The 2035-nt window shown below is 29.9% G+C and carries 1 protein-coding gene and 1 pseudogene; both read left to right on the top strand.

Annotation, left to right across the window (positions count from 1 at the left end; all coding sequences use genetic code 11):
- The coding region (locus J6569_RS11090) for a sulfatase-like hydrolase/transferase (RefSeq protein WP_296318515.1) at positions 1-887 on the top strand (887 nt) is incomplete at its 5' end.
- A 434-nt stretch (positions 888-1321) separates the two neighbouring features.
- Positions 1322-2035: pseudogene (locus J6569_RS11085) on the top strand (hypothetical protein); the annotation flags it as partial.

Raw genomic sequence — 2035 nt, 5'->3', positions numbered from 1 at the left:
TATTTATCATGGGGGAATCATCTTTAGTTACCCGCTATAGCGCTTACGGTTATCATAAGCAAACTACGCCTTTTATGTCCAATATTTTTAGTCAAAATGGCGGATGTATTATCTCAAATAGCCACTCAACGGCAGCCTTTACTCGGGATTCTATACCTATGACACTTTCATTCAATGTACCCGAAAGTGATGATAATTTATTTGATAATAAATCGATTATTGAGATGGCTAAATTCAATCATTACAAAACCTATTGGTTAGCTTCTAAGGGGCAGAAAATTCAAGGTACATTTAATACTAAATTTGGATTTATTGCACGTAAAAGCGATGTTATCACTTTTAGTGAAGATCTTTTGGATATAAGTTTAGGTCAATTATTAGAAGAAACGCTACAAAAAGATAATTTTCCGAAAAAATTTATTTTTGTGCATTTGCGCGGTAGCCATCAACCTTATAAAGGCTATGATGAAGTTGATAAGTTGGCTTTACCTGATGTCGAAGAATATGATTTAACTATTCATCACACCGACCGTACAATCAAAGCATTATATGATGTTATCAATAAATATAGTAACAACTATACCATTATTTACACTTCGGATCATGGCGAAATTGTGAATGTTGGGCATGGTATTGGTGACAACATTGACCAGTTTCTAATCCCTTTTATGTTTATATCAACCAATCAGCGATATAATTGCCAATTTATTGAATCGTTTCGGGGATCAGACGGTTATTTAAGTGGGCTTATGAATAAATATATTTTATCTAATCTGTTAGGTTATGAAATTGATCAGGGTACCCTTGACAAAGAAAAGAATAATGATCGAGTTTTTATGCCAAACAGTAGAGTAATGCCTTTTTCAAAGTTACTTAACAAGCATTAATTTGTTGCCTACCACCATACTATATATTGGGTAATGGATAGAAAGAACTGCTACACAAATTTTATACAACAATATTAAAAAGGGAGCATAAAAATATGCCCACCCATTTTTACTATTACATACTAGGAACTATTGATTTTTCAATAAAAAAACATAAAGAGTTTTTATAATATAATTTGACCAAAAATTAACAATAATAACTCGTTATGTCTATAACAATGTTAACAAATAACCATTGAAAAAAACTACAAAAATTGATGTTAAATACAGCCCTAATTTACAATAGACAAGCGTATCGCAAGGCTAGAAAATATTTTATATTGAATTTTTGGGGCTGTTCGGAGATATTTCAAGAAATATTTGGAAAATGGAGTGACAAAATTAACCGCCACCTTTAACTAGCAAATACACAAATATAGATGAGGTCAAATTTTATGAAATTATGTGAAATAAAAAAATTTCTGTCTCTAATGTTACTATTATTGCTATATACATTTATCAGTGCTATCTGGTCTTACTTCAATAATAGCTCTTATGATAAGTCTGCTGAATCTATTTTTGGGGATTTGTATTTCTATATTACAACAGTAACAACTTTAATTTTTATTATGATAGTACATAATTGTATTTGTAGTTGTCATAAGATTATTGTTGCCTTTGGCTTTTCATTATTATTCCTTTTTTTATCAGAAGTTAATTATTTCATTTTTTATGGAGAAATGATATCAGACGGAGTGATTGATTCAATTGTCGAGACAAACTCTCACGAAGTATTATCAATGTCTAAACAAGTTTTAATTATAGCTGGTCCTGCATTTATTGTGACTTTTTTTATTCTATTTATCCTTAAAAAACTCGTTCATATTAAATTTAAACTTTTTATTCCCATAACCGCTTACGTATTTATATTGTTTTGCCTTCTTTATTATATATTAAATTTCTCAACATTAAAGAGTGATATTAAGCAAGGCTTCTATAAAGTTGGTGCTAGCACAATTCGTCAATACTATCCTGCTGTATTGGGTAATTTATCCTATCTTTTAGCTAGTTATGCTTCAACAGATATTTATTCAAATACCCATGAAATTGAAAAATTTAATGAGGCTGTTCTTTTGCCACCTAATAAACCAGATAACGACTTGATCGTA

This window comes from Gilliamella sp., assembly GCF_024104075.1.
Taxonomy (GTDB): Bacteria; Pseudomonadota; Gammaproteobacteria; order Enterobacterales; family Orbaceae; genus Gilliamella; species Gilliamella bombi.
Note: the sequence above shows the minus strand (reverse complement) of the source record. Positions and strands in the feature narration are given on the sequence as shown.